The organism is Blautia sp. MSK20_18, assembly GCF_020553125.1.
GTDB classification, from domain to species: domain Bacteria; phylum Bacillota; class Clostridia; order Lachnospirales; family Lachnospiraceae; genus Blautia_A; species Blautia_A fusiformis.
The window spans coordinates 242,867-263,384 of the sequence record NZ_JAJCGR010000002.1 but is presented as its reverse complement, the minus strand read 5'-3'; the positions used below and the strand labels follow the sequence as shown (position 1 = coordinate 263,384).

The 20,518-nt window shown below is 44.8% G+C and carries 19 protein-coding genes; all 19 read left to right on the top strand.

Annotation, left to right across the window (positions count from 1 at the left end):
* Nucleotides 1–13: 13 nt before the first annotated feature.
* The 19 genes from clpP (at nucleotide 14) to LI091_RS02410 (ending at nucleotide 20,444) form a co-directional block, all read left to right on the top strand.
* Nucleotides 14–595: an ATP-dependent Clp endopeptidase proteolytic subunit ClpP gene (clpP, locus tag LI091_RS02505; RefSeq protein ID WP_015527365.1), complete on the top strand. Its 582-nt coding sequence runs from the start codon at nucleotides 14–16 to the stop codon at nucleotides 593–595.
* A 111-nt stretch (nucleotides 596–706) separates the two neighbouring features.
* Nucleotides 707–2,020, top strand: coding sequence for an ATP-dependent Clp protease ATP-binding subunit ClpX (gene clpX / locus LI091_RS02500; protein WP_022426169.1), 1,314 nt, complete (start codon nucleotides 707–709; stop codon nucleotides 2,018–2,020).
* Nucleotides 2,021–2,037: 17 nt separating this feature from the next.
* On the top strand, nucleotides 2,038–4,350 hold the full coding sequence (gene lon, locus LI091_RS02495) for an endopeptidase La (protein WP_265190756.1): 2,313 nt from the start codon (nucleotides 2,038–2,040) through the stop codon (nucleotides 4,348–4,350).
* A gap of 69 nt (nucleotides 4,351–4,419) precedes the next feature.
* On the top strand, nucleotides 4,420–5,031 hold the full coding sequence (gene yihA / locus LI091_RS02490; RefSeq protein WP_015527362.1) for a ribosome biogenesis GTP-binding protein YihA/YsxC: 612 nt from the start codon (nucleotides 4,420–4,422) through the stop codon (nucleotides 5,029–5,031).
* Between the two features lie 14 nt (nucleotides 5,032–5,045).
* Nucleotides 5,046–5,897: an energy-coupling factor transporter ATPase gene (locus LI091_RS02485; RefSeq protein WP_015527361.1), complete on the top strand. Its 852-nt coding sequence runs from the start codon at nucleotides 5,046–5,048 to the stop codon at nucleotides 5,895–5,897.
* Nucleotides 5,882–6,769: an energy-coupling factor transporter ATPase gene (locus tag LI091_RS02480; protein WP_015527360.1), complete on the top strand. Its 888-nt coding sequence runs from the start codon at nucleotides 5,882–5,884 to the stop codon at nucleotides 6,767–6,769. The genes LI091_RS02485 and LI091_RS02480 overlap by 16 nt, the downstream gene beginning before the upstream one ends.
* Nucleotides 6,766–7,569 carry an energy-coupling factor transporter transmembrane component T family protein gene (locus LI091_RS02475; RefSeq protein ID WP_015527359.1) on the top strand — a complete coding sequence of 268 codons (804 nt, stop codon included), beginning with the start codon at nucleotides 6,766–6,768 and terminating at the stop codon, nucleotides 7,567–7,569. Before LI091_RS02480 ends, LI091_RS02475 begins: the two co-directional genes overlap by 4 nt.
* A gap of 157 nt (nucleotides 7,570–7,726) precedes the next feature.
* Nucleotides 7,727–8,464, top strand: a complete 738-nt coding sequence (gene truA, locus LI091_RS02470) for a tRNA pseudouridine(38-40) synthase TruA (protein WP_021650594.1) — start codon at nucleotides 7,727–7,729, stop codon at nucleotides 8,462–8,464.
* Between the two features lie 243 nt (nucleotides 8,465–8,707).
* On the top strand, nucleotides 8,708–9,136 hold the full coding sequence (rplM, locus tag LI091_RS02465; RefSeq protein ID WP_021650595.1) for a 50S ribosomal protein L13: 429 nt from the start codon (nucleotides 8,708–8,710) through the stop codon (nucleotides 9,134–9,136).
* 16 nt (nucleotides 9,137–9,152) lie between these two features.
* Nucleotides 9,153–9,545, top strand: a complete 393-nt coding sequence (rpsI, locus tag LI091_RS02460; protein WP_110104046.1) for a 30S ribosomal protein S9 — start codon at nucleotides 9,153–9,155, stop codon at nucleotides 9,543–9,545.
* A 614-nt stretch (nucleotides 9,546–10,159) separates the two neighbouring features.
* Nucleotides 10,160–11,176: an O-acetyl-ADP-ribose deacetylase gene (locus tag LI091_RS02455; protein ID WP_265190755.1), complete on the top strand. Its 1,017-nt coding sequence runs from the start codon at nucleotides 10,160–10,162 to the stop codon at nucleotides 11,174–11,176.
* Between the two features lie 56 nt (nucleotides 11,177–11,232).
* Complete coding sequence (locus LI091_RS02450) at nucleotides 11,233–11,694, top strand: hypothetical protein (protein WP_021650598.1); 462 nt, start codon at nucleotides 11,233–11,235, stop codon at nucleotides 11,692–11,694.
* Nucleotides 11,695–11,779: 85 nt separating this feature from the next.
* Nucleotides 11,780–12,727, top strand: a complete 948-nt coding sequence (locus LI091_RS02445; protein ID WP_059086104.1) for a DUF4868 domain-containing protein — start codon at nucleotides 11,780–11,782, stop codon at nucleotides 12,725–12,727.
* A gap of 961 nt (nucleotides 12,728–13,688) precedes the next feature.
* Nucleotides 13,689–14,066 carry a helix-turn-helix domain-containing protein gene (locus LI091_RS02435; protein WP_015527351.1) on the top strand — a complete coding sequence of 126 codons (378 nt, stop codon included), beginning with the start codon at nucleotides 13,689–13,691 and terminating at the stop codon, nucleotides 14,064–14,066.
* Entirely contained in the window at nucleotides 14,066–14,884 is an 819-nt protein-coding gene (locus LI091_RS02430; protein WP_021652250.1) for an ImmA/IrrE family metallo-endopeptidase, read from the top strand. The genes LI091_RS02435 and LI091_RS02430 overlap by 1 nt, the downstream gene beginning before the upstream one ends.
* Nucleotides 14,885–14,900: 16 nt before the next feature.
* A complete protein-coding gene (locus LI091_RS02425; RefSeq protein WP_021652251.1) occupies nucleotides 14,901–15,704 on the top strand; it encodes a hypothetical protein in 804 nt (267 codons plus the stop codon).
* Nucleotides 15,705–16,101: 397 nt separating this feature from the next.
* Nucleotides 16,102–17,658 carry a cardiolipin synthase gene (cls, locus tag LI091_RS02420; RefSeq protein ID WP_265190754.1) on the top strand — a complete coding sequence of 519 codons (1,557 nt, stop codon included), beginning with the start codon at nucleotides 16,102–16,104 and terminating at the stop codon, nucleotides 17,656–17,658.
* A 17-nt stretch (nucleotides 17,659–17,675) separates the two neighbouring features.
* The gene (gene bsh, locus LI091_RS02415; protein ID WP_021652254.1) at nucleotides 17,676–18,665 is read left to right on the top strand and encodes a choloylglycine hydrolase; all 990 of its coding nucleotides are present in this window, start codon (nucleotides 17,676–17,678) and stop codon (nucleotides 18,663–18,665) included.
* Nucleotides 18,666–18,887: 222 nt separating this feature from the next.
* Nucleotides 18,888–20,444, top strand: coding sequence for an ABC-F family ATP-binding cassette domain-containing protein (locus LI091_RS02410; RefSeq protein ID WP_021652255.1), 1,557 nt, complete (start codon nucleotides 18,888–18,890; stop codon nucleotides 20,442–20,444).
* Nucleotides 20,445–20,518: the final 74 nt, after the last annotated feature.

Genomic DNA, 20,518 nt, shown 5'->3' with positions numbered 1-20,518 from the left:
AATGGAGGGCAAAATGAGTTTAGTACCTTACGTCATTGAGCAGACCAGCAGAGGAGAAAGAAGTTATGATATCTATTCAAGACTTCTTAAGGACCGAATCATTTTCCTTGGAGAAGAGGTAAACGATGTCAGTGCGAACCTGATCGTTGCGCAGCTTCTCTTCCTGGAAGCAGAAGATCCTTCCAAGGATATCCAGCTTTATATTAACAGCCCGGGTGGTTCTGTAACTGCCGGAATGGCAATTTATGATACAATGCAGTATATCAAGTGCGATGTATCTACGATCTGCCTTGGAATGGCAGCCAGCATGGGAGCTTTCCTCCTGTCCTCCGGTGCCAAAGGCAAGAGATATGCACTGCCGAATTCGACGATCATGATCCATCAGCCATCAGGCGGTGCACAGGGGCAGGCTACAGAGATCCAGATCGTAGCTGACCAGATCGCAAAAACCAAAAAGAAGCTGAACGAGATTCTTTCTGCGAATACCGGACAGCCTCTTGAAATTGTGGAAAAAGATACTGACCGTGACAACTATATGACAGCGGAAGAAGCTAAGGCATACGGCCTGATCGACGGTGTTGTGATCCACAAATAATGCGTAAGAAAAGACTCCTGTAAAGACACAGGAGTCTTATCTTGCTTTAAAAAGGAATTTTAAATGTCTGCGAGAGACGGACATTTACGCTTAGAAAGGAAACAAAAAGATATGGCAGATAAAGTAAAAGAAGGAAAGGTAAGATGCTCCTTTTGCCATAAGACTGAAGATCAGGTACGCAAGCTGATCGCAGGTCCGGATGGAGCATATATTTGTGATGAATGTATCGGGATCTGCTCCGAGATCATGGAAGAAGAATTCAGTATGTATGATCATGAGGCAGATTATGAAACAGGGATCAACCTTCTGAAACCGGAAGAGATCCACAGTATCCTGGATGAGTATGTGATCGGACAGGATGATGCCAAGAAGGCACTTTCCGTAGCTGTTTACAATCATTACAAGAGGATTCTTGCTTCAAGAAACCTGGACGTGGAGCTGCAGAAGAGTAATATCCTGATGCTTGGTCCGACCGGTTCCGGTAAGACACTTCTTGCACAGACACTGGCAAGACTGCTGAATGTTCCTTTTGCCATCGCAGATGCCACTACTCTCACAGAGGCAGGTTATGTTGGCGAGGATGTTGAGAACATTCTTCTGAAGATCATTCAGGCAGCAGATTACGATATTGAACGTGCGCAGTACGGAATCATTTATATTGATGAGATCGACAAGATCACAAGAAAATCCGAGAACACTTCCATTACCAGAGATGTGTCCGGTGAGGGCGTACAGCAGGCACTTCTGAAGATCCTGGAAGGAACCGTTGCAAGTGTTCCGCCGCAGGGCGGAAGAAAGCATCCGCATCAGGAGTTTATCCAGATCGATACGACAAACATCCTGTTCATCTGCGGTGGTGCTTTTGACGGACTGGAGAAGATCATCGAGGCAAGACAGGATACCAAATCCATTGGTTTCGGGGCGGAGGTTTCCGAAAAGGAAGACCGCAATGTGGGCGAAGTTCTGAAGGAGGTTATGCCGGAGGACTTTATTAAATTCGGTCTGATCCCGGAGTTTATCGGACGAGTTCCGGTCGTGGTAACCTTGGATTCTCTGGATGAAGAAGCACTGATCCGTATTCTGAAGGAGCCTAAGAATTCCCTCACAAAACAGTACGACAAGCTTTTTGAGCTGGATGGCGTGCAGCTTGAGTTCCAGGATGAAGCACTTGAGACAGTTGCCCGGAAATCTCTTGAGAGAAAAACAGGTGCCAGAGGACTTCGTGCCATCATGGAGCATACCCTGATGGATCTGATGTACAAGACACCATCGGACGACACCATCCGTAAGTGTATCGTCACAAAAGAGGCAGTGGAGGGAACCGGAGAGCCGGAGATCATCCACGGGGAGGCCAAGGCTCCTGCAAAAAAAGCAGGACGCAAAACATCCCGTTCGAGAAAGAAAGGCAAGCCGGAAACAGCTTGATGAAGGGAATGACATAAATGACAAATCAGGTCAATATATTGCCAATGATCGCTCTCCGTGGGACTACAGTCCTTCCGGATATGATCGTACACTTTGATGTGAGCAGGGAGAAATCTATCCGTGCCGTGGAAGCAGCCATGCTCCATGACCAGAAGATCTTTCTGCTGACACAGAAGGATCCTGAGGTGGAAATACCGGAACTTACGGATCTGTATCAGGTAGGAACCGTCGCTTATATCAAGCAGGTGGTGAAGCTTCCGCAGGATCTTTACCGGGTTCTGGTAGAGGGACTGGACAGGGCAGAGGTTCTGGGCCTGGAGCAGGAGGAACCATATCTGAAGGCGGAATGCGAGATCGTTACGGCACAGGAAGAGGATTACCCGGAACCGGTAAAGGACGCCATGCTTCGCAGCATCCGGGAGCTTTTTCAGAGATATTGCAGAGAAAGCGGAAAAGTAAGCAAGGATCTGGTAACCCAGATCATGAACATCGAAGATGTGCAGGAAACCATCGACCAGATCGCAGTAAATCTTCCGATGGCGTATCAGAACAAGCAGAAGCTTCTGGAAGCAGTGTCTTTGAATGACCGTTATGAGATCCTTGGAGCGCTTCTTGGCAGCGAGATCGAGGTGATCCATATCACTAAAGATCTTCAGCGCAAGGTGAAATCCCATATCGACAAGAATCAGAGAGAGTATATCCTCCGGGAACAGCTGAAAACCATCCGTGAGGAGCTGGGCGAGGAGAATACTGCTGATGATATCGATGAATTTAAAAAACAGCTGAAGGAGCTGGATGCATCTGATGAAGTAAAAGAGAAGATTTCCAAGGAGATAAGCCGTTTTAAAGGAATGGCAGCCAGTGCTGCAGAGGCAACGGTGCAGAGAGGCTATCTGGAAACCGTTCTTGCACTTCCGTGGAATAAGAAATCCGAGGATTCCGAGGATCTTGAGAACGCATGGAAGGTTTTGGAAGAGGGTCATTACGGACTGAAAGAGGTCAAAGAACGTATCATGGAATTCCTTGCTGTACGTAAGCTGACCCACAAGGGAAAGAGTCCGATCCTCTGTCTGGTGGGACCTCCGGGAACCGGAAAAACTTCCATTGCACGTTCTGTGGCAGAGGCCATGAACAAGAAATACGTCCGCATCTGTCTTGGAGGTGTCCGTGATGAGGCAGAGATCCGTGGCCACAGAAAGACTTACGTCGGTGCCATGCCAGGAAGGATCACAGTCGCACTGAAGGAAGCCGGAGTCAGCAACCCGCTGATGCTTCTTGATGAGATCGATAAGACCAGCAGCGATTATAAAGGAGATACCTCCGCAGCACTTCTGGAGGTTCTGGATCCGGAGCAGAACAGTAAGTTCAATGATCACTATGTGGAGATTCCCCAGGATCTTTCCGAGGTACTGTTTATTGCCACTGCAAATGATGTTCAGGGAATCCCGAGACCTCTTCTTGACCGTATGGAGCTGATGGAAATCCCGGGATATACGGAAAATGAGAAGGAACATATCGCAAGGGAACATCTGATCCCGAAGCAGATGGAGATCAACGGTATTCCGGAAGGCAAGCTGGTGATCCAGCCGGCAGCTCTTGGCAAGCTGATCAACAATTATACCAAGGAAGCCGGAGTCCGTTCTCTGGAGAGAAGCATCGGACGTATCTGCAGAAAAACTGCACGTGCTATCATGGAAGAGGGTAAGGATAAGGTAGTTGTCACATCCAGAAATATTTCCAGATTCCTTGGCAAAGAACGATATAACTATCTGATGGCCAATGAGAAGGATGAAATCGGGATCGCCCGCGGTCTTGCATGGACACAGGTAGGCGGTGATACCCTGCAGATCGAAGTCAATATCATGCCCGGAAAAGGCGAGCTGCTTCTCACCGGACAGCTTGGAGATGTGATGAAGGAATCTGCACAGGCAGGTATCAGCTATATCCGTTCGGTTTCTGACCAATATGAGATCGATCCGGAATTTTTCCAGAAGCATGATATGCATGTACATATTCCGGAGGGTGCCGTTCCGAAGGATGGCCCGTCTGCCGGTATTACAATGGCAACTGCCATGCTGTCTGCAATTATCGAAAAACCGGTACGTGCGGATCTTGCCATGACCGGTGAGATCACCTTAAGAGGCCGTGTGCTTCCAATCGGCGGACTGAAAGAGAAGCTGCTTGCAGCTAAATATGCCAGGATCAAAGAAGTCCTTGTTCCGGAGAAAAATCGTCCGGATATCGAGGAGATGGACAGAGAGATCATCCAGGGACTGGATATCCGGTTTGTGGATAACATGAAAGAAGTTCTCGGTGAAGCTCTTGCATAAACAAAAAACAGAAAAACCCTGCCCTGACCTTCAGGACAGGGCTTTTAAAAGAAAAGGGAGGAATAACGAATGGTAATCAAAAACGTATCGCTGGATATCGTCTGCGGCATCACAAGCAAGATCCCGGACACAGGAAGGCCGGAGGTAGCTTTTGCGGGAAAATCAAATGTAGGGAAATCCTCCCTGATCAATGGTCTGATGAACCGCAAGGCCCTGGCAAGAACCAGTGCACAGCCGGGAAAAACACAGACGATCAATTTTTATAACATTAATGAAGCAATGTATCTCGTAGACCTGCCGGGCTACGGCTACGCCAAGGTCTCTGCAGCAGAGAAGGAAAAATGGGGAAAAATGATCGAGGGCTATCTTCATAATTCCAAAGAGCTCCGTGCGGTTTTTCTCCTGGTGGATATTCGCCACAAGCCTTCCGCCAATGACAAGCAGATGTATGACTGGATTTGTCACAACGGATATGAGCCGGTGATCATCGCAACCAAGCTTGACAAGCTGAAACGCAGCCAGGTGGCAAAAAGCCTGAAGGAGATCCGCATCGGACTGGGCCTTCCGAAAGAGGGAAAGATCCTTCCGTTTTCTGCGGAGACGAAGCAGGGAAGAGACGAGATATGGGCACTGATCGATGAGTTGACCGGCCTTGGTGAACCGGCAGCTACAGAGGATTAAGGAGAGCAGAAAAGATGGGAATTATCAAGGCGCTTAAGCTGGGATTTGACTATCAGAGATACGATGATGACGGCAATGTGGTAGACATGCAGCGTGCAGTCAATGATGTGAACCTGGACATTAAAGCAGGAGAATTTGTGGCAGTTCTGGGACATAACGGATCCGGAAAATCCACACTGGCGAAGCATATGAATGCGCTTCTGATCCCAACAGAGGGAACGATGCTGGTGGACGGGATCGATACCGCCAGAGAGACCAAACTCTGGAAGGTACGCCAGAAGGCAGGAATGGTATTTCAGAATCCGGATAACCAGATCATAGGAACCGTTGTGGAAGAGGATGTAGGCTTTGGTCCGGAAAATATGGGAGTTCCTACAGATGATATCTGGAAACGGGTGAATGACAGCCTGGAAAAAGTCGGTATGACAGCTTATCGTTATCAGTCCCCAAACAAGCTTTCCGGAGGGCAGAAGCAGAGAGTGGCTATTGCAGGCGTGATGGCCATGCGCCCGCGGTGCATCATTCTGGATGAGCCTACCGCCATGCTGGATCCTAACGGAAGAAAGGAAGTCCTGGAGGCAGTGCGGGAGCTGAACCGTAAGGAAAAGGTAACAGTCATTCTGATCACCCATTACATGGAGGAAGTGATCCATGCTGACCGTGTTTATGTCATGGACAGCGGAAATGTTGTGATGCAGGGAAATCCCAAAGAGATCTTTTCCCAGGTGGATACTCTTAAGGCGTATGGACTGGATGTACCACAGGTAACACTTCTTGCATATGAACTGAAGAAATCCGGCGTGGATGTTCCGGATGGAATACTGACTACAGAGGAGCTGGTGAGCGCATTATGTCAATCGAATTAAAAAATGTAACCTATACCTACAGCCCCGGGACAGCCTATGAGAGCCATGCGCTGAAGGATGTCAGCCTTGTGATCCCGGACGGCCAGTTTATCGGGATCATCGGACACACAGGAAGCGGAAAATCCACGCTGATCCAGCATCTGAATGCGCTGGTACAGCCAACATCCGGCCAGGTTCTGTATAACGGAGAAGATGTGTGGGCTGAGAAATATGACCGGAAACAGCTCCGCAGCGAGGTTGGTCTGGTGTTTCAGTACCCGGAGCATCAGCTGTTTGAAAATGATGTGATCTCGGATGTATGTTTCGGACCTATGAATCAGGGACTTTCCAGGGAAGAAGCAGAGAAAGAAGCGAAGCAGGCGCTGACTCAGGTTGGAGTAAAAGAGTCCAATTTCAAGAAATCACCCTTTGAGCTTTCCGGAGGCCAGAAAAAAAGGGTAGCTATTGCAGGGGTTCTTGCCATGAACCCGAAGATTCTGATCCTGGACGAGCCCACAGCAGGGCTTGACCCGAAGGGCAGGGATGATATCCTGGATCAGATCGCAGAGCTTCATAAGGTGCGAGGGATAACCATTGTTCTGGTTTCCCACAGCATGGAGGATATTGCGAAATACGTGGAGCGCCTCATTGTTATGAATCACGGAGAAGCTGTATTTGATGATGAGCCGAAGAAGGTTTTTTCCCATTATAAGGAACTGGAAACCATGGGACTTGCCGCACCGCAGATCACTTATATCATGCATGCGCTGAAGGAACATGGGCTGCATGTGGATGCAGATGCCACAACGGTGGAGGAAGCCAGAGACAGTATCCTTGCCGCACTTGCGCAGGCGAACTCTCCATTACTGAACAAAGGAGGGGCGGAAAAATGATCAGAGATATTACCATTGGCCAGTATTATCCGGCCAAATCCGTTCTTCACAGACTGGACCCACGGACCAAATTTCTGGGAACTCTGGGATTTCTGATCTCTGTGTTCCTGTTCCATACATTTCTCGGATATGCGGTGGCAACAGCATTTCTGGTAGCTATGATCGCAATATCCAAGGTTCCGGTGAAATTCATGTTCAAGGGTCTGAAGGCTATCGTTATGATCCTTCTGATCACGGTTGTGTTCAATATCATCCTGACGCCTGGCGAAGTGCTGTGGCGTTTCGGGATCATCAAGGTCACAAGGGAAGGCCTTGTTCTTGCAGGAAGAATGGCGATCCGTCTTGTTTATCTTGTGATCGGATCTTCCATCATGACATTGACTACCACGCCGAATCAGCTGACAGATGGTCTGGAGAGACTGCTCCGTCCGTTGAACAAGATCCGGGTGCCGGTACATGAGATCGCCATGATGATGTCCATTGCCCTTCGCTTTATCCCGATCCTTCTGGAGGAGACGGATAAGATCATGAAGGCACAGATCGCCAGAGGTGCAGATTTCGAAAACGGAAACCTGATCCAGAAGGCGAAAAATATGGTACCCCTTCTTGTGCCGCTGTTTATTTCGGCGTTCCGCCGCGCCAATGATCTGGCAATGGCCATGGAAGCAAGGTGTTACCATGGTGGAGAGCACAGAACCCAGATGAAGCCGCTGCATTATGAAAAAAGAGATTATGCGGCCTATGGAATCCTTGTGGCATATCTTGCGGTGGGCGTGGCATTCCGTGTGGCGGGACTGTAGCCAAATCCTGCCGGTACTCAGACATGGAACGGTCCGAAGCGCTGCATTTTGCACAGCGGAACTGTAATCGGATCAGGCAGGCATTTTGCAGGACGGTATGTCTGTTTTGGGATAGAAAGTACTGCAGGGATGTCTGTATCAGGAGGGAATATATTTTATGAAACGAGTAGGACTTGTTGTAGCTTATGATGGAACCAAGTACTCAGGCTGGCAGACACAGCCAAATGGAATCACCATTCAGGGCGTTTTAAACGATACCTTAAGTGAGCTGCTTGGGGAAAAAATCGAGACCATCGGTGCCAGCCGTACAGATGCAGGAGTGCACGCTCTTGGAAATGTGGCGGTGTTTGATACCGAATCCAGGATCCCCGGGGAAAAATTTTCCTATGCACTGAACCAGAGACTTCCGGAGGATATCCGTATCCAGCTTTCTGAGGAGGTGGAGCCGGATTTTCATCCCCGTTACTGTGACAGTGAAAAAACATATGAATATCGTATCCTGAACCGGCGGTTTCCGGTGCCAACGGAGCGTTTGTACTCTTATTTTTACCATTATAAACTGGATGTGGATAAGATGAAGGAAGCAACATCTTATCTGATCGGACGCCATGATTTTGCCAGCTTCTGCGGCTCCGGCGCACAGGTGAAGACCACCATCCGTACCGTGACCTCCATGGACGTGTGGAGAGATGGTGACATGGTGACCATCCGCATTTCAGGAACAGGTTTCCTTTACAATATGGTGCGTATCATTTCCGGAACCCTGATCGAGATCGGAAACGGGCAGTATCCGCCGGAACGCATGGATAAGATCCTGAAAGCCTGTGACCGCGGGGCAGCAGGCCCCACAGCTCCGGCTCAGGGGTTGACGCTGATGGGAATCGAGTTTTTCTGAAAACAGGAATTTTGTTGAAAATTACAAGAAAAAACAGTTGACAGGCAAGGTGCCTTATAATATAATAACTCAATGTGACGTAGTGCGAAGATGCTTGAGCCAATAGCCCCGGCGACGGCATTTTATCAGCGGTTTCGGACATTTCCGCGATTTATTTTGCACCCGCGTTTCCATTTACTTTTTTTCGCGGAAGTACCGCGGTTTGAGAAACATTATCGTTGATAAATAACAGGAGGTAGGACCATGCAGACTTATATGGCTAATCCGGATAAAATCGAAAGAAAATGGTATGTAGTTGACGCAGAGGGTTGCACTCTGGGACGTCTGGCATCCGGTGTTGCAAGTGTTTTAAGAGGAAAGAACAAACCTCAGTTTACACCGCACGTTGACACAGGAGATTATGTAATCGTTGTAAACGCTGATAAGATCAAAGTTACAGGCAAGAAGCTTGAGCAGAAGATTTATTATAACCACTCCGACTATGTTGGTGGAATGAAAGAAACCACATTAAAAGAAATGTTAGCAAAGAAACCTGAGAAGGTTATCGAGCTCGCAGTTAAGGGAATGCTTCCGAAAGGACCTCTTGGAAGAGCTATGAACAAGAAACTTTTCGTATACGCAGGACCAGAGCACAAACATGAGGCTCAGAAGCCTGAAGTTTTAACATTTTAATAGGAGGTAGAAAACATTGGCTAGCGCAAAATTCTACGGAACAGGAAGAAGAAAGAAATCAATCGCAAGAGTTTACCTGGTACCTGGAACAGGTAAAGTCACTATCAATAAAAGAGACATCGATGAGTACTTCGGACTTGAGACTCTGAAGGTTATCGTTCGTCAGCCACTGGCTTTAACAGAGACAGAGGGTAAATTCGACGTGATCGTTAATGTTCACGGCGGTGGATACACAGGACAGGCTGGAGCAATCCGTCATGGTCTTTCCAGAGCACTCCTTGAGGCAGACAAAGACTACAGACCAGCTCTTAAAGCTGCTGGATTCCTTACACGTGATCCACGTATGAAAGAGCGTAAGAAATACGGTCTCAAAGCAGCTCGTCGCGCTCCGCAGTTCAGCAAGCGATAATTCCAATCGAATACGGAAATTTATCAAAACCTCGGAAATCTTTGATTTTCCGGGGTTTTTTTATGTCTGAAAGTTCTTGGATTTTCTAAAAAAGTGGGCGATTTTGAGGTGTAGAACACACGTAGCGCACAAAACACCTTAAAAAATATATTGAGTATATTGCAAAGAAAAATTGCGTATGATATAATGCCAGTAGGCAAAAGGTATTAAAGTGTTTATAACAAAAAGAGTGAAAGCCCTTGAAGTTGCAGCTTCTTGGGCTTTCTTCTTATTTTATTATAGTGGATAAGAAACCACTAGGCTATTTGTTGTCCCTATCATGTCTGTCTAACCATTTGCAGATGAGATGGCAAGTAACACCTGCCGCAACAGTGATGATAAAGGTAATTAAAGTGTCTATAACGTTCACCTCCTCCCGTTGCCGGGTTTCGGTTGGACAACAATAGTATTATAGCATAGAACAATACGGACGGGAAGCAAATATATTTGCCCTTTATGGCAGTGTATTTGCAGGAACGGTGTAGCGCCGAAAAAATTGAAAGCAATGTATGAGACACTTTAATAGATATTTGATCAGACAAGGACTCTGATCGGACGAATGGGAGGTATGCTTCATGCCGTTACAGATTATCAGAAACGATATTACAAAAATGCGCGTTGACGCAATCGTCAATGCTGCCAACACTTCTCTTTTGGGCGGCGGTGGTGTGGACGGCTGCATTCATCGTGCCGCCGGACCGGAACTGCTTGCAGAATGCAGTACGCTGCATGGCTGCGAGACTGGCAGCGCAAAAATCACAAAGGGATATCGCCTGCCCTGCAAATATGTGATTCATGCAGTCGGCCCGCGCTGGCGAGATGGCAAGCATCAGGAACAACAGCTTCTGGAATCCTGTTATCGGACATCTTTGAACCTGGCAAAAGAAAATGGCTGTCAGTCGGTGGCCTTTCCGCTGATTTCCTCCGGCATCTACGGCTATCCAAAAGACCAGGCTCTGAAGGTTGCAGTCGATACCATCAGTGCATTCTTGCTGGAAAATGAGATGATGGTCTACATCGTTATCTTTGATAAGAAGGCATATCAGATTAGCGGAAAACTGTTTGCTGATATCGCGGCGTACATAGATGACTGGTATGTGGATGAACATACCGACAGTCGAGTAGAACAGAGACGGCGGCTTGAAGCGCTGTCAGAGGAATCCTGCTTTGAAGCTGCATCTGCCCCGCTGCCGTCCGAAGCAATCTGTAAATCTTGCAGCAGTCAATCTCTGGAGGAGGCACTGGGGCAGATTGATGAGAGCTTTTCGGAAATGCTGCTGCGGAAGATTGACGAAAGCGGCATGACGGATGTTCAGTGCTACAAGAAGGCAAACATTGACCGGAAGCTCTTTTCCAAAATTCGCTCTGATAAATTCTATAAGCCATCCAAACCAACAGTGCTGGCATTTGCTCTCGCTTTGGAGTTGCCGCTTGCCCAGATGCAGGAGATGCTCGGCAAGGCAGGATTTACCCTTTCCCATTCGAGCAAATTCGATATCATTGTAGAATATTTTGTCGAACGGGGAAACTACAATGTGTATGAAATCAACGAGGCATTGTTTGCTTTTGACCAGAGCCTGATCGGGGTATAAGGACAAAGAAATGTCGTTTTCTATGCGACCACTTCACAAAAGAAAATCGCTATATTATGGCTGTAAGGTACGAAACCGAGCAGCCAGTGCTAACACCGGCTGTATCGCAGATGTCGATGCTTCCAACAATAGATCGTGAAGGAATTACAAAGTTCATCAATGAACAGGGATATCTGACTTATATCGTCCGTGCGGTAAAAATCAATAGTTATTTGAAGTCTTTGATGAGCTTGGCAGGGCTGTTATCGCAGTTCAATATCTGTATTACAGAAAGTAGAGAGGCGAAGGGGCAAGCGTTGGAAAAGACCAAGGCTGATATCGATAAATATCTACGTGATGTTGAATATTGGAACCAGTTTGAAGAACCAGAAGTGGATCACAAATTACATTACTGGAAAATCGACAACTGGGGTGAAAAGATATTTGGTTCACATGGCGTTTTGTTCCTTGGAGCATTCATGGACAATACAAAACTCCTCTTCCCAGTTTTACTAATAATGAAATTTGTTTGGCTGTAGTTAAAGGCAGGTTTTTAAAAAATCCTAGTACAGTAGAATATAAAGTGATTAATGATACAGTCCTCTACATGAAGGAGATGAACAAATGACCAAGGAAGAAATTCAGGCATCGATTAAGTCGATAATGTTTTCTGGTTCAGTTTGCGGTATTGAAATATATGCCTGCCTACGCGATGAAAGTGGATATCAAACCAAAAAAATCAGAGCAACAGATAAGTTGCTTTCTAGCACAAAAGATAAGGTGGCAGGTTTTATCAATTGTACCTATCTTGCAGATGATGTCGAATTTGATACATCAGAAAATATTGCAGACAATAAGAAAGAATTTTATGAGATTAGTCTGATAGAGAACTATAGACCCTTTACTTTTCTTGATGATGCTGAAAAGCGTACGGAGTACTACTCGGAAAGCGATAGAAATAAACTGTCTGGATTTCTTTTTAGAATCAATTTGAATGACAAGTACTTTTGGGTTTATCAACATATATACTCTGTATCAAGAATTGATCGAAGTAAAAATGTTATAGCCCTATTTGTTGGTGATACATACGATGAAATTGATAGCGATATTGTGCAGATAGATTCACGAGCAGATGTAATTATCTTTTCTTCAAGTGTTGTTACGGCAAAAATGGATCTTATGCAGAGATTTTTTGGATTTGAGCAATACATACGAGCGGGGGCACAGAAGACGATTGAGATTATTCGCGATCTGGATATTGTAGATAGCCTTGAAAAGTTTGTTGCGTTTGAAAATAAAAGTAAGTTGACAAATGCAAAGAAGTTATTAAAGGCAAAAAATTCGCCTGTTTTGCAGATGAAAAAGAACGATTTGTTAGAGAATCTGAAAAAGCATTCTCGCTACAAAACTATGTTCAAGTTTGAAGAAGATCATATTGTGATTTCTTCACAAAAAGAGGCAGCGGCATTTATTAAAATGTTGAATGATGATATTGTTCGGTCTGAACTCACTGGAAAAGAATATGACAGCTCCAGCAAAATGCTTTTGGGCCCAGTGGGAGCAAGTCACTGACTGACCAATGATAGGAAAATATAGATGAGTGATAGAAGAAAAAAAGGATTCTATGTCACAGGTACTGTCAGATATAAAGCCCCATATGACGAAAAAGTTCATGACGGCTCATTGTATTAATGAGCAAGATATTCAGTCTATCAGTCCAATCTTCCTGCCCAGATATAAGAATGTGTAGCTCATGCAGGGATTGACCAACAACAAGCTGGATTTCAGAATTCAGGTAAAAGGTGTGTTCGGGACAGAAAGAAACTAACGAAGGCTAAGTGGAAAGAAACACAGCTCTGGATTTTTTCTTCACCGTCATGAGGCTCTTTTTCGGAGCTGTCTACGATTGCGAAGAAAATCTAAAAGGCATGGATTCCAGTTCCAGACCGGATACAAGACCTCCAAGAGAGACAAATTCGATTCTATCCTCATAGACATTGACCAGATTGCTTCCGCTGAAAGAGTAATCACGGTGAACAATGCTGTTCAGTAAAGATTCTCTGATTGCATCCTCTGGATAATCTCTTCTGTCAGTTCGATCCAGATTTGAAAAGGTTGCCTTTTCTTTCTTTTTCTTTCTTTCTCATTATAAACAAGAAAGAAAGGTCAAGGGGTGTAGAAACAAGCATTTTGTCGACCTGCAACAATTACAAGCCTCGTTGGAAAAGCAATGGGGTGTTTTTTAACCGGTTTTTTGGTGGATTCGTTTTGAGAGCAACTTTGAAATCAAATTTTGTTGCTTCGGCAATGAGCTGTTCTATCATAGAAATCTCTCTGTTGAGGTTGTAGAAGGTCTTTTGAATGAGGAAAATACAGGTTTATAGCGTTAGTGTAAACCACTCTTCTGAAGGTTAGCGATGACTTGTAACTAAAATAGCGACAAAATAAATTAAAAACTAAGATCAGTCTCTAAATAATTGATATTCTATGTGAAAGAGCGTATAATATAAGTACAAGAACAGGAGGCGATTATATGCTGGATGTAAATATGATAATTGCAAACAACATTCAGGCTGAACTGAAAAAAGAAAACAAAAAGCAGGTTGATCTGGCAGAAGGAATTGGAGTCTCCAAACAGACAATGAGCAAAATTATGAATGGTGCAAGAGCAATCAATGCGATTGAACTTCATAAGATTTCTGAATATCTGCATGTGTCGATGGATTCTCTGATGAAGATGCCAGAAAAGCCGATGGATACGAATGTGATTCATGCGTTTATGGGGCGTGTTAAAACAGAAGAAGCAAGAAAGGGAATCCGGCTTGCGGATGAACTGTCCGACATGATTCTGTTCCACACTAGGGCATGCGAGAATGGCAAAAAGATGGAGCAGCTCTGGGAGGATAAGTGATGAACAATGTTCTGAAAGATAGCCTTTTTGTAAGCCAAAACAGGAAATTTGATGAAATTCAATCTGTTGTCAGGCAGTTTTCGGCAGAGTATGTCGGTAATTCTATTATCAAAGATAATATTTTTGCTGTTATACAGAACTATGCAAGAAAGAAAGAAATTGCACTGGAACTGCTTCGTTTTCCAATTCATGATGATGAATTATGGGCATTGACTTTTTTGAAGCAGGATACGATTTTTGTGTGCGTAAATACGGCACTTCCACTATGTAAGCAGTTTTTCGCTGCGTCGCATGAATTGTATCATATCTACTGTTATGTAGAAAATGCAGACCAGAGCTATATAAAAAATGGTTCTATGCTGGATTCGGCAACAGGTGATGAAACAGGAAGAACACAGGAGGACTTGGAAGCTAATGCCTTCGCAGGTCTGCTTTTGATGCCGGATCAACTTCTCCATGAGCAAATTCTACTGTATGGAATTGATAAAGATTTGGTTTCGGTAGATTCCGTTTTGATACTTATGGATATGTTTGCTATGCCCTACAAGGCAGTTGTACTGCGCTTGTTTGAAAGTGGAAACATATCCCACCAGCAGGCTGAAAAGCTGCTGGAGATAAGTTCTGCGAATGTAATGAAAAGGGCATCACTGATAGGTAAGGCAAAGCGCTGGCAGCTTGATGGCAGGGGAACAGAATCTTTTGGCACACTCCTTGAGAAAGTTGAGTATAACAGACAGCATGAGTATCTGACAGAATCCAGAGAAAATGACGATGTGGCTTACATTACTCAACTGAAAAAAGAGTACGGTTTGGATTGAGGGGTGTCAAAGCGAAGTGAAAAAATATGCACTGCTAGATACCGATTTCATTTCCAAAACGCACTCTGTTCAAGATGGCGGCGATAATCATTTGATTGACCGGGTCATGGAATTGCCGGAATATGTGTTCTTTTGTCATGCGCAAATCGTAACAGAACTTAATCGGTATAATGCTGATGCGCCAATCTGGTTGAGCGAAAAGATTGGCGCGCAAAAGATAAAAAGCTACACGGATCAAGAAATTCTTGAAAGCCTGTCACATGTACGAGGGCCGCTGGCGTGTGCGACTTATACACAGATGTTAAAATTGGCCTGTGATGTTTTTTCTAAAGATTACTTTTCGGAACATTATCGAGCATTGGAAGATGCTGATTACACGGCGATATCGAGAGAGGATTATTTGAAAGAGCTTGAACGACTCGATATCGAAGTGGGCAAGAAAAATAATCTTGGAGAAATCAAGTCTTTTGTGCTGTTGCAGGTCTTGTCGGTGATGCTTGGGGAGCAGATTTATGTGTTCTGCTCCGATGACCGAAATGCTCGGAATGGCGCTACAAATTTTGAAGATGTTCGATGTATTAGTCTGGTATCGGTATTCTCGCGTTTGAAGGAGGAAGCAAACTGGACGTTTGAAGATGCTGAGCCGTATATTGAATCGCTCATTGCATTTTATCAAGATCATCACCAAACTACTTTCCGAGTAATGGAAGCGTCTGAGGTTAGAAGATTGCAACGGATACCATGCAGACAGGTGTTGCAGGAAATCTTTAACGGAAAATTTATTGAATTGAAAAATGGTATGTTGCGGTACAAGCGGTAAGTGAAAACAGGTTAAAGAATACCAACAATCACATGTCTAGTTGGGAAACCAGCGGAGAAAGTTATTGCAATGATAGAAGCAAAGAGTTCAGTAAAAACAGAAACATCTTAAAAAGTATACAGAGTATATTGCGAAGAAAAATCGCATATGCTATAATGCTCGCAGGCAAAAAAGAATTAAAGTGTTTATAACAAAAAAATCAAAAGCCCTCGAAGTTGCAGCTTCCAGGGCTTTCTTCTTATTTCATTTTTTATTACAGTGGACAAGGAATCATCAGGTCAGAGCTCCGCTGTTTGCAGTATAGAAGATAATTGTTGATTTTATTACGCAACAGGAATATTCAGTTAGGCTTACGCACAACAGAAAATTCTCATTCAATGCAGAAAGGGGCGGTTTTATGAAGCAGGATACACTGGAGGGCAGAGCAAAAACGAAAAACGGTGTCATTCGATTATGCTTTTCGGTGCTTTGTATTTTATTGGAAGCAGCTTTTATCATTATCGTGATCACAAGGCTGAATGAATATGCGGAGATCGTTAATCTGCTGACCAGAGTCTTTGCAGGAATTCTGGTTCTGGCACTATATGCATCCGATCAGACCTCTTCCATGAAAATGCCGTGGATCATTCTGATACTTGTGTTTCCAATCATGGGTGTAGCACTGTATCTGCTGATCGGATTAAATGGCGGAACCCGTAAAATGCGAGAACGATATGCGGATATCGACAGAAAGCTTCTGCCGTTTCTGCCGGACAATCGGGAAAAACTGGAAAATATCAAAAATAAAATCCCCAAAGCAGGAAATATCAGTGAGTATATTTGGAAAAATGCAGGTTATCCCGTATACCAGAATACGGATATTGTTTATTATGATGAGGCGGTAAAGGGATTAGAAGCACAGTTATCGGCACTGGCAAAGGCTGAAAAGTTTATTTTTATGGAATACCATGCGATAGAAGATGCAGAGGCCTGGAAAAAGATCCAGAAAGTGCTGGAGGAGCGTGTGCAGGCAGGCGTGGAGGTGCGAGTATTTTATGATGATATGGGCTCTATTGGCTTTATTAATACGGATTTTGTAAAAAAGATGGAGCAGATCGGAATCCACTGCCGGGTATTTAATCCGTTTATGCCGGGTCTGAATGTATTTCTGAACAACCGTGATCATCAAAAAATAACTGTGATCGATGGAAAAGTAGCTTTCACAGGCGGCTATAATCTGGCAAATGAATATTTTAATTACACCAATCCTTACGGACAATGGAAGGATACCGGGATCCGTCTTGAAGGCGATGCAGTTCAGTCGCTGACAGCAACATTCCTTGAAATGTGGAATGCAGCCAATGACAGGAATAATAATGAGGATTTCAGCAAATATTTTATAAGATCAGAATATAAGGCAGCTCAGAACGGATTTGTACAGCCTTATGCAGATAGTCCAATGGATGATGAACAGGTAGGAGAGGAAGTTTATATCAGCATGGTCAACAAAGCTGAAAAATACTGCTGGTTTATAACGCCATATCTGATCATTACGGATGAAATGACACATGCGCTGTGTCTTGCTGCAAAGAGGGGAGTTGATGTCAGGATCATTACACCGGGAATCCCGGATAAAAAAATGATTTACAGTGTTACACGTTCCTTTTATCATGGACTGGTTAAAAATGGAGTGCGGATCTACGAGTGGACACCTGGCTTCTGTCACGCCAAGATGAGCGTGGCAGATGACTGTATGGCAACCTGCGGAACCATAAATCTGGATTACAGAAGTCTTTATCATCATTTTGAAAACGGATGCTTTATGGCAGACAGTCCGGCTGTGTTATCTATAAGAAATGACCTAGAAGAAACAATGAAGGAATGTCGTGAAGTAACAGAACAATACCGGACAGGACGCAGTGCATATCTTCGTCTGGGACAGCTTTTCATGAGATTGTTTGCAGGATTATTGTAAGGAAGAGGTGTAGATCTATGTGTACAGCAGCAACGTATCAGACAAAGGATTTTTATATGGGAAGAACTCTTGACTATGAGTTTTCCTATGGGGAAGAGGTGACCATAACCCCAAGAAATTATGAGTTCGATTTCCGATATGCAGGAAAAGCAAAAACACATTATGCTCTCATAGGAATGGCGTTTGTAGCAGGAGATTATCCGCTTTATTATGATGCGGCTAATGAAAAGGGACTGGGTATGGCAGGACTTAACTTTGTGGGAAATGCGGCATATGCAGATGAAGCGACAGAAGCAGATAAGGATCTTGTCCAGGTGGCGCAATATGAATTTATTCCATGGATCCTTACCCAGTGTGCTTCGGTGGCTGAAGCAAGGAGGATGCTTTCCAATATGAAGCTTATGGGAACACCCTTCAGTGAACAGCTTCCAACCGCACAGCTTCACTGGATGATCGCAGACAAGGAGGAATGCATCGTTGTAGAATCCATGAAAGACGGAATGCACATCTATGACGATCCTGTTGGCGTACTTACAAATAATCCTCCATTCCCCGGCCAGATGTTTGCACTTAACAATTATGCGGGTGTATCCAGAAAGCAGCCGGAAAGTACATTTGCAGGAGTGCTGGAGCTGGATCCATACAGCAGAGGAATGGGCGGAATGGGAATTCCGGGAGATCTTTCAAGCCAGTCAAGATTTGTAAAGGTTGCATTTACAAAATTAAACGCAATATCCGGAGATGGGGAAAACGAAAGTGTCAGCCAGTTTTTCCATATTTTAGGCTCTGTTGATCAGCAGCGGGGATGCTGTGAGGTATCAGAGGGCGCATATGAGATCACGATCTATACTTCATGCTGCAACACGACAAAGGGAATTTATTATTATACCACATATGATAATCACCAGATAACCGCAGTAGATATGTATGCGGAAAACCTTGATTCAGACAAGCTGATCCGTTATCCGATCATATTAAACGGTGAGATCCGATGGCATAATAAATAAGAATAGGATTTTTACAGAAGATAATGAGGTAGGAAGATGGAAAATTATTCAATAGTATTCAGCAGCTTAACCGGTAATACAAAAAGCTGCCAGTCAGCCGATCGTAGTGTATACAGAGATTTGACTTTACAGCAGAGAAAAATATCAAGTATAATACTATAGCATTATTAAAAATCCCTTCCGGGAAAACAGAAAAACCACAATGATAAAGGAATATAACAAATGAGTATTTTAAATGTAGAACACCTGACCCACGGGTTTGGAGACAGAGCGATTTTCGAAGATGTATCTTTCCGGCTTCTTAAGGGAGAACACATCGGACTTGTAGGCGCTAATGGCGAAGGAAAGTCCACATTTATGAGTATCGTGACCGGAAAACTGATGCCGGATGAGGGCAAGGTAGAGTGGGCAAAAAATGTCCACGCAGGCTATCTGGATCAGCATGCAGTTCTGGAAAAGGGGATGACCATCGGCCAGGTGCTGAAATCCGCTTTTGATCCTCTTCTCAAAAAAGAAGAACGGATGAACGAGATCTGCGACAAGCTGGGAACTGCAGATCCTGACGAGATGGATGGTCTGATGGAAGAGCTTGGAACGATCCAGGACGAACTGACACTTCACGATTTTTATGCGATCGATGCCAAAGTGGAGGAGGTTGCCAGAGCTCTGGGCCTTCTGGATCTGGGGCTTGACCGTGATGTTACGGATCTAAGCGGCGGACAGCGAACCAAGGTACTTCTTGCGAAGCTTCTTCTTGAGAAGCCAGATATCCTGCTTCTGGATGAGCCTACCAACTATCTGGATGAGGAGCATATTGCATGGCTGAAAAGATATCTTCTGGATTATGAGAATGCCTTTATCCTTATTTCCCACGATATTCCGTTCCTGAATTCTGTAGTTAACATTATCTATCATATGGAAAATCAGGAACTGAACCGTTATGTAGGAGATTACGATCATTTCCAGGAGGTCTATGCGGTCAAGAAGGCACAGCTGGAGGCTGCTTACCGCAAACAGCAGCAGGAGATCAGTGAGCTGAAGGATTTCGTAGCAAGGAATAAGGCCCGTGTTTCCACAAGAAACATGGCTATGTCCCGCCAGAAAAAGCTGGACAAGATGGATGTGATCGAGCTGGCAGCAGAGAAGCCGAAGCCGGAGTTCAAATTCCGTTATGGCCGAACACCAGGAAAGATGCTTTTTGAGACACATGACCTTGTGATCGGTTATGATGAGCCGCTTTCCAAGCCGCTGAATTTTACTATGGAGCGAGGACAGAAGATCGCACTGGTGGGAACCAATGGAATAGGAAAAACAACACTTCTTCGAAGTCTTCTCGGACTGATCAAGCCTCTTTCCGGAAGTGTGGAGCAGGGCGAGAACCTTGAGATCGGATATTTTGAGCAGGAAGTTAAAGGTGAGAATCGAACTACCTGTATCGAAGAGCTCTGGCAGGAATTTCCGTCATTTTCCCAGTATGAAGTGCGTTCCGCACTGGCAAAATGCGGCCTGACGACCAAGCATATTGAGAGCCAGGTACGAGTTTTAAGCGGTGGTGAGCAGGCAAAAGTGCGTCTTTGCAAGCTGGTGAACCGTGACACCAATATTCTTCTTTTGGACGAGCCTACCAATCATCTGGATGTAGATGCAAAAGACGAGCTGAAAAAAGCTCTCCGGGAATACCGCGGAAGTATCCTTCTCATCTGTCATGAACCGGAATTTTATCAGGATGTGGTAAATGAAGTCTGGGATATGAGCAAGTGGACAACCAAGATATTCTGATAATGGATATAGATATATGGCAGAAAAGACCGATATAATTCGAAAAGTACAATAAATGGGACATAAAGATGACA